The following is a 7,752-nucleotide window of genomic DNA, read 5'->3' as shown; positions in this document are numbered from 1 at the left end:
ATAAAAAACCCCTGGTCATCCGCGATGACCAGGGGTTTTGTGCTAGATCAGAAGTTCCAGCGGGTGCTGAGCATCACGTTACGCGGGTCACCGTAGTAGGCCGAGTTGTAGAAGCCGATGTTGGTGTAGTACTTCTTGTCGAAGATGTTGTTGACGTTAAGGGTCGCCGAGACACTCTTGGTCACCTGGTAGCGGGCCATCGCGTCCACTACCCAGAGCGGGTCCTGGGAGAAGTTTTCCGTAGTGCCTTTGGCGTAGTTGTTCAGCAGTTTCCAGCCGGTACCCTGCCAGCGCACGCCGGTGCCCAAGGTCAGCTTGTCCAGTGGGCCGGTCAGTTTGTAGCTGGTGTAGAGATTGACCTGATCTTCCGGTTCCCAGGTGGAGAGCTTCTGGCCTTGTTTGTCGCGCATGATCTTGTGGGTATAACCCGCTTGCAACTGCCAGCCCGGCGCCAGTTCGCCAGAGATTTCCGCCTCGTAGCCTTTGGTCTTAGCTTCGGTGCCCAGAGATGCGTAATCCAACCCTGGGTGGCTGTTGGGAATATAGGCGACGTCGTCGACTGCGCGGTTTTTCTCGTGGACTTCGAAGTACGCCAGGCTCGAATTCAGGCGGCCATCGAAGAACTCACCTTTGATGCCGATCTCGTAGTTCTTGCCTTCATCCGGTTCGAGCGGCTTGTCGTTGCGGTCGCGGTAGTCGTCTTGCGGCAGGTAGATCTCGGTGAAGCTGGCGTAGGCCGAGAAGTTGTCGTTGAGGTCATAGGTGAGGCCGGCGTAAGGCACGACCTTGCCGGTGTCCTTGACCTGGCTGGTGCCGCTGACTTCGTAGTTGTTGACCCGGGTTCCGAGGATCAGGTGCAGGTCATCTGCCAGGCTGAAGCGCCCGGTGATGTAGCCGGCGCTCTGGCGGGTCAGCTCGTCGTTCTTTTTGGTCCGGGGGCCACGGTCCGGCTTGGGGGCGTCGCCGTCCCAGTTGAAGTAGTCGTGGCTGTTGTTGTAGTTGGTGGCGTTGGTGTAGTCGTTGCCCAGCCAGCGCGAGCGCGAGACCGAGGTGCCGACGACCAGCTCATGCTCACGCCCGAACAGGCTGAATGGGCCGGTGGCATACAAGTCGCCGGTGTCACTGGTGGTTTCACCGATGTAGGTACGGGTCAGCAGCGAGGCTTTGCCGGTGACCGCGTCTGGCGACAGCAGGGCCGACAGCGGCGCTTTATAACCGTTGATCTGGTGGTTGTACTGCGCCTTGCCGACCCAGCCGTTGTCGAACGTGTGTTCCAGGGTCGCGAAGGCCGTGCGCGTGTACTGCTTCCACTTGCTGTACTTGGCGCCGTTGTTGAAGGAGCGCGGCGTGCTGATGCGGTTACCGGCCGAGTCAAACAACGAGGCCGCACCGGACCAACTGGAACCCTGTGGGTTGCTGTCCTGATAGTCACCGCCAATGGTCAGCAGCGTATCCGGCGCCAGGTCGAATTCGAGGATGCCGTAGTAGACGTTGGTCTGGCGCTGATAGTGATCGAGGAACGTGTGTTTGTCCTGGTAGGCCGCGACAGCACGGCCGCGCACATTGCCGGACTCGGTCAACGGGCCGCTGACATCGATTTCCGAGCGATAGTTGTCCCAGGACCCCGCGCCCAAGTCGACATAGCCTTTGAATTCCGATGTGGGTTTTTTACGCACCATGTTGATGGTACCGCCCGGGCCACCGGCACCGGTAAGCAGGCCGGTGGCGCCCTTGAGGATTTCGACGCGGTCGTAGATCACGGTGTCGGTCAGGGTGTGGCCCGAGGAGTACTGGGCATCCTGCAGAATCGGAATGCCGTCGTACTGGAAGTTCTGGATGGCAAAGCCACGGGAGAAGTAACTGGTGCGCTCGCTGTCATAGGTCGCGACCGTAATGCCCGGCGTGTGGCGCATGACGTCGTCGATGGACTTGAGGTTGAAGTCATCCATGGCCTGTCGGGTCACCACGGAGATCGACTGCGGCGTCTCGCGTGGGCTCAATACCATGCGGGTCGCGGTGGCAATGGTGCCGGGGGTGTAGGAGCCGGAACCTTCAGTGATGGTCCCCAGCTGGTTGGCCGTCACCTGGGTCGCGCCCAGCTCCAGTGCCGACGTTCTAGCTGCACTGATGGTAAACGAGTTGCCTTGCAGGTCGTAACTGATACCCGTGTCGGTCAGCAAGGTGGTCATGGCCTGGCTGGGTTGTAACTTGCCCTTTATCGGGTGGCTGCGTTTGCCTTCTACATCGGTCGGGCTGTACAGCACCTGCAAATTGGTCTGGCGGCCGAATTCCTGAAGCGCGCTCCCCAGCGGCTGTGCAGGCACGTTCAATTCGATTTCCTGAGCCTGCACATAACCCGCCACCGGCAACGCCATTGCAAAGGCAAGGCTGCTGGGCAGGATAGGGATGTTCAAGAGGCGGCGCATGGAGAGTGCCTTGCTCAAGGGACTCAGACCGAACGTTGCTGGCATGGATGCATTCTCTTCTAGGTGTTAAGTGGGCAGTTCTTAGTGTTTATTGAGGTCAATTCTCATTACCACTAGTGAGACGTTCCTATCCGAAGAAACCGGAAAAGAAATTTCACGCCGGTTCCATCTCGTGCACCACTTTGCCCGCACGCAGGCGCACCAACTTGTCGGCGACATCGAAATAGCGGTCGTCATGGCTGATCACAATGATGGTTTTGCCCAGGCGTTTGAGGTCTGGGAGCAGCTCGGTGTAGAACACGCGGCGGAACGCCGGGTCCTGGTCGGCCGCCCATTCGTCGAACACCAGCACGGGGCGTTCTTCGAGCCACGCATTAACCAGCGCCAGGCGTTTGCGCTGGCCGGTGGAGAGGTCGGTGGTGCTGAATACGCCGTTTTTGACGCTGACCTTGTGCGCGATTTCCAGGCGCTCCAGGTACTTGGCGGCGCTGTCCAGCGATTGCGTGGCACTGCCCTGGACCAGGTCGTCGAACAGGTAGTAGTCGGCGAATACCGTGGTGAACAATTGGCGATAGTCATCGCGCACGGGGTCGGTCACGGTGTCGCCGTTAAGCCGGATTTCACCGGCGTCGGGTTGGTACAGACCGAGCAATAGCTTGATCAGGGTGGTCTTGCCGCAACCGTTCTCGCCGACGATAAACACGATATCGCCCTGCTTGATGCTCAGATTGATCGGCCCCAGGTGGAACGGCTCGCTGCCTTCCACCGGCGGCGGGCTGTAGCTGATGCCGCGCAATTCAAGGCTGTTGACCACCGGTGTCGGCGCTTCGCTGCCGTCCATCAACAAGTGTGGCTCGGGGGACGAGAAGCGATCCGACAACTCGGTGATGCGCGCAAAGGCAATCCGCGCCTTGCCGATGATCGGCAGGTAACCGACCACGTGTTCGAGCGGGCCTTTCATGTACAGCAGCACCAGCACGAAGCCTGTGATCACTGCAGGGTCCGGGTTGGGGTTGTAGGCTTGCATGGCCAGAGCCAGGCCGATGACCACGAAGAACAGCATCGAGCCGAAGGTTTTCGCCACGATGTAAATATTCACCGAGCGCACCTGGATAGCGCTGATCTGGTCGGCGGTTGCCTGGATGCGGTGGGTGTTCATCCGGTAGCGTCGTGGCCGGTGGATGCGCAGCTCCTTAGCGCCCGAGGCAATCGCTGAATAGTAGCGTTGCAGTTCGTCTTCCAGGTCGCGGGCTTCGTCAAAACCGCGGATGCCCTTGTGGCCGGCGATGAACTGCACGCTGCTGCCGATGACGATGGCCACGATCATCATCAGGAACATCGGCACCGACAGGTAGGCCAGGTAGCCCAGGCAGCCGAGGGTCACCGTGGTGGCGATGGCCAGCGGCGTGAACGCGAAGGAGAAGTCGCTGATGGTGTCGACGTCGTGGGTGAGGACCGGAATCAGGCGGTGGGCGCGGTAGCGCTCGATCTGCTCGATGGGCGCCGACAGCACTTTCTCGCCGAGGTCCTTGCGCAAGGCGGCGATGATCCGTTGGCCCACATAGTTGGTGCCGATATCCGAGACGATGGAGCTGGTCAGCGCCAACAGGCACAGCGCGGCAAAGGTCAGGATCACGCCCTGGGTCATGCCGGTGGTGGAATGCAGGGCGTTATTGATCGTCGCCAGCAGCAACGTGATGGCCAGGCCGCCGGCCATGCCCAGGGCGACGGAGACCGTCACGATAGTGCGAAAAGGCCTGAGCAATGCGAGCAAACCTTTGAAGGCGCCGCGCTTGGGGTCGGTCATAAATACTTCCCGGAAAGTCAAAAAGAGGGGGCTGGGCACACAGACCCTTACCCATGACAAACGAAGCGCTGGCGCGAGTATTTAGCGCGGCGTGCCCTTTGCTGGCGGCGCGGGATAAATTGCCGCCGGGCTGGTTCGTTCTTGTGCTGTAGGCGCACGTGTATCGACACGGCGCGCAGTCCATTCAGCGAGAGCGAAACAATGACGAAAAAGAACCTGGTGTATGTCTGGTCCCTGAGAAATGCCGCCGCCGACAAGGCCGGGCAGCCGGTGGCCTACAAGGACCACGCGCGCTACATGAAGTCGGTGCTGGAGTTTCTGGTGGGTTCGCTGAACGACACGCCGTTGGGCGAGACTTACAACCTGGTCGGCGTGGTGTACGACGATGACGAGCAGAACCCGCGTGATCAGCAACTGGTCAGCGATTACGGTTTTGCCTATAAGCCAGGCCGCCAGTGGTTGTACCCGGCGGACTTGCAGGTGCAGGGGCGCTTGGTCAACGACCTGTTGCTGAGCGTGCCATCCACCTATCGCCGCCTGCCGCGCGGCAGCGCCGAGCACATTGCGGGCAAGCAGGATTTCGAGCGTCGCCTGCATGACACGCTGGTGGAGTTAAAGGCCGATATCGTCGTGCTGGATGGTCTGCTGGTGATTCTGGATGAGCTGGTGCGCCCAGGGGCGCCGTTTGCACGGCGGATCATGAATATCCACCCAGGCATCACCCGCATCGAATCGCCTTACGAACGCCGTGGCGCTTACGCCACCTGGAATGCGTTGTACGGCGCGCGCGGGCAAACCGTGGTGGACTGGGCGACCAAGGCCACCACGCCGTCGGAGCCGCTGTACCTCACCGGGGCGTCGTTCCACTACGTGGATAACGGCATCGACTCCGGTGAAGTGTTCCACGATGTACTCAAAACCGAGATTTCGCCCGAGGACACCATCCTCGAACTGCGCTGGAATAACTTCAACAACAGCCTATTCCCGGCGCTGCATGAAGGGTTGGAGTTGTTGGCCAAGCAGGCCTGAACCTAACCCTATTGGGTGCATACAGATCAAAATTTGGGAGCGGGCTTGCCTGCGATGACGGCAGGCCACCTGAGATTATTTGCCTGATCCACCGCTATCGCAGGCAAGCCAGCTCCCACAATTGATAGTGTCCGCTGCAGCGTTCGCGTATCCCTCTAGTCATTGCCGCGAATTTCTACCTGATGTACCCAGGGTAAAATGTGGGATCGGGCTTGCTCGCGAAAGCGGTGAATCAGTCGATGCATCAGGTGGCTGACACACTGCCTTCGCGAGCAAGCCCGCTCCCGCCTTTGAAAGGTGGTGGTCTTAGAGTTCGCGCACGACCCTGAACCCAATCCAGTCACCGCGCGTGTGCGGGTAGATGTTGTTGCGGTTGCCCGAGCGCGAAAACACGGGTGCCTCGCCCCAGTCGTTGCCACGAATCTGGTAGCTCTCGCAGTTCGGCTCTACCCAGGCGCTGCCGTCGGTGGGTGCGCCGATGTAGTTGGGATGCTCGCAATCGGCAACCCGCTCGTAGACATTGCCGTGCATGTCGTACATGCCGAATGCATTCGGCGGGTAGCTGCCCACCGGCGAAGAGTAGCTGTAGCCATCCGCCGGGCCGTAGGTGTTGGCATGCTCGGCGATGCTGTAGCCCTTGCCTTCATCGAAGGGGAAAGGGAAGGGCCCGGTTGAGCCGGCGCGGGCGGCGTATTCACGTTGTGCTTCGCTGACCATCTGGTACTTCTGCCCGGTCTTTTTCGACAGCCAGGCCACGTAGTTCTTGATGTCGTCCATGTCCATGCACACCGCCGGCTGGCGCGGGCCTTGGGGGTAGCGCGGCTTGCTGGCGATGCATTCGCGGCCGGGGCGGTCGTCGCCATTGGCGATCTTGACCCCGGTCTGGCGCACGTAGCTGTCCCACTCTGCGGCCGTGACGTGGAAGCGGCTCATGGCGAAGGGTTTGGCGAAGGTCACCGCATGCATTGGGCCTTCATCCGGCTCGCGGCCGACTTCGTCTTCAGGGGTGCCCATGGTGAAGGTGCCGGCAGGCAGCACGACCATTTCGGGGCAGTCCTTGCAGTCCTTGAATACTTTGCCCGGCTGCGGGGTGGCGGCCTGGGCCAGGCCGGGCAACAGCGCGCCGCACAGGGCGGTCAGCGCCAGGGCAGTGAGGGGCTTGAGTCGGGATGGAGTCATGTGGGCATCTCGTTCAAAGGGAAAGTGGGGTCACAACCGTTGGCTCAGCAAGGTCATGAAGCGCTGGATCTCATCCGAGCTGTTGAGCAGGCCGGGTGAGGTGCGAATCACCGGGCCGACATCGCGGTCCACTGCATCGATCACCACGCGGTTTTTCATCATGTGCGCGACCACGGCTTCGCTGTCCTGGCCCTTGACCCGGAAGAAGGTAAAGCCTGCCGAGAGCTCGGGGCTGCGCGGCGTGACCAGTTCGATCTGCGGGTGGGCCAGCAATTGGTCTTTGAGCTCGGTGTTGAGTGCGTGAATACGCGCCTGCACCGGCGCCTTGCCCAGTTGCAGGTGCAGTTTGAAGGCTTCGTCCGCCGCCCAGCGATGCTCAAAGGCGTGGTAACCGCCAGGGGTCATGGTGGTGGCGAAGTTGGTGTCTTCGGAGAAGGTCGGCACCATCGGCGTGACGTATTTGTTCTCGGCGTCACGCGCGCAGACCAGCCCGGTACCGCGCGGGCCGAACATCCATTTGTGGGTGCCGGCGATAAAGAAGTCGCAGTGCATGGCCGGGAAGTCGAGGTTTTCCACGCCGAAGCCATGCACGCCATCGACCACGTAGAGAATGCGGTCCTGCTCGTCACGGTTGCGGTTGAGTTCTTCGACCAGCGTGCCGATCTCGCCGATGGGCAGCTTCACGCCACTGCCCGATTGCACCCAGGTCATGCCCAGTACGCGGGTATTGGGGCGAATGGCACGCTTGATGTTGCCCAGTACTTCGTCGCTGGAGACCTGGCTGGCATTCTCAAACAAGCGGATTCGACGCACCTGCGTGCCTTGCCGGGCGACGCGAAAATCCAGCACGCTCTGCGTGGCGTAGTGTTCGTGCTCGGTGGTGAGAATTTCCTGATCGGGCCCAAGCTTGATGCCGCCGTAGATCATCGCCAGGCCTTCCGAGGTACTGCCGGTCAGCGCGATCTGTGGCGGCTTGGCGTTCAGGTAGCGGCCGGCCCATTCGCGCACCTGGCCTTCGCGTATCCAGGTTTCTTCAAGGCCCCAGTCCATCGCCAGGCCGGGGTTGCGGTCGATCTGTTGGCGGTAGCGGTCAATCGCTTCGCGCACGGGCCGGGGATGTGAAGTGACCAGGAAGTTGGAAAAATGCAGGTAATTCGGGTCCTGGGTGAACAGTTGTTTGAGCCCCGTCCATGGGTCGTTTGTAGTGGGTGCCGGCTCGGCGGCCAGGGCCTGCGGGAGGAGGGCGGCGCCCATCGGCAGGCTGGCGGCGAATACGCCGGCCTGCTTGAGAAATGTACGGCGGTCGGTCAT

Annotated in this window: 5 protein-coding genes; 1 reads left to right on the top strand and 4 read right to left on the bottom strand. The window is 61.0% G+C overall.

Annotation, left to right across the window (positions count from 1 at the left end):
* Positions 1 to 47 precede the first annotated feature (47 nt).
* Together KZH41_RS17500 and KZH41_RS17495 are read right to left on the bottom strand one after the other, a co-directional pair.
* Complete coding sequence (locus tag KZH41_RS17500; protein ID WP_318654888.1) at positions 48 to 2,426, bottom strand: TonB-dependent siderophore receptor; 2,379 nt, start codon at positions 2,424 to 2,426, stop codon at positions 48 to 50.
* Between the two features lie 154 nt (positions 2,427 to 2,580).
* A complete protein-coding gene (locus KZH41_RS17495) occupies positions 2,581 to 4,233 on the bottom strand; it encodes a cyclic peptide export ABC transporter (protein ID WP_242150309.1) in 1,653 nt (550 codons plus the stop codon).
* A 201-nt stretch (positions 4,234 to 4,434) separates the two neighbouring features.
* Here KZH41_RS17495 and KZH41_RS17490 point away from each other — a divergent pair, with 201 nt between their 5' ends.
* Positions 4,435 to 5,262, top strand: a complete 828-nt coding sequence (locus tag KZH41_RS17490; protein ID WP_242150306.1) for a N(5)-hydroxyornithine transformylase PvdF — start codon at positions 4,435 to 4,437, stop codon at positions 5,260 to 5,262.
* A gap of 306 nt (positions 5,263 to 5,568) precedes the next feature.
* Here the strand turns inward: KZH41_RS17490 and KZH41_RS17485 are convergent, their stop codons facing one another.
* Both KZH41_RS17485 and KZH41_RS17480 read right to left on the bottom strand, forming a co-directional pair.
* Positions 5,569 to 6,441 (bottom strand): formylglycine-generating enzyme family protein, encoded by an 873-nt coding sequence (locus tag KZH41_RS17485; RefSeq protein ID WP_242150303.1) that lies wholly within the window; start codon positions 6,439 to 6,441, stop codon positions 5,569 to 5,571.
* A gap of 30 nt (positions 6,442 to 6,471) precedes the next feature.
* Complete coding sequence (locus tag KZH41_RS17480; protein ID WP_083358707.1) at positions 6,472 to 7,752, bottom strand: aminotransferase class V-fold PLP-dependent enzyme; 1,281 nt, start codon at positions 7,750 to 7,752, stop codon at positions 6,472 to 6,474.

Origin of the sequence: Pseudomonas sp. YeP6b, assembly GCF_025642995.1 — a bacterium.
GTDB lineage: Bacteria > Pseudomonadota > Gammaproteobacteria > Pseudomonadales > Pseudomonadaceae > Aquipseudomonas.
Note: the sequence above shows the minus strand (reverse complement) of the source record. Positions and strands in the feature narration are given on the sequence as shown.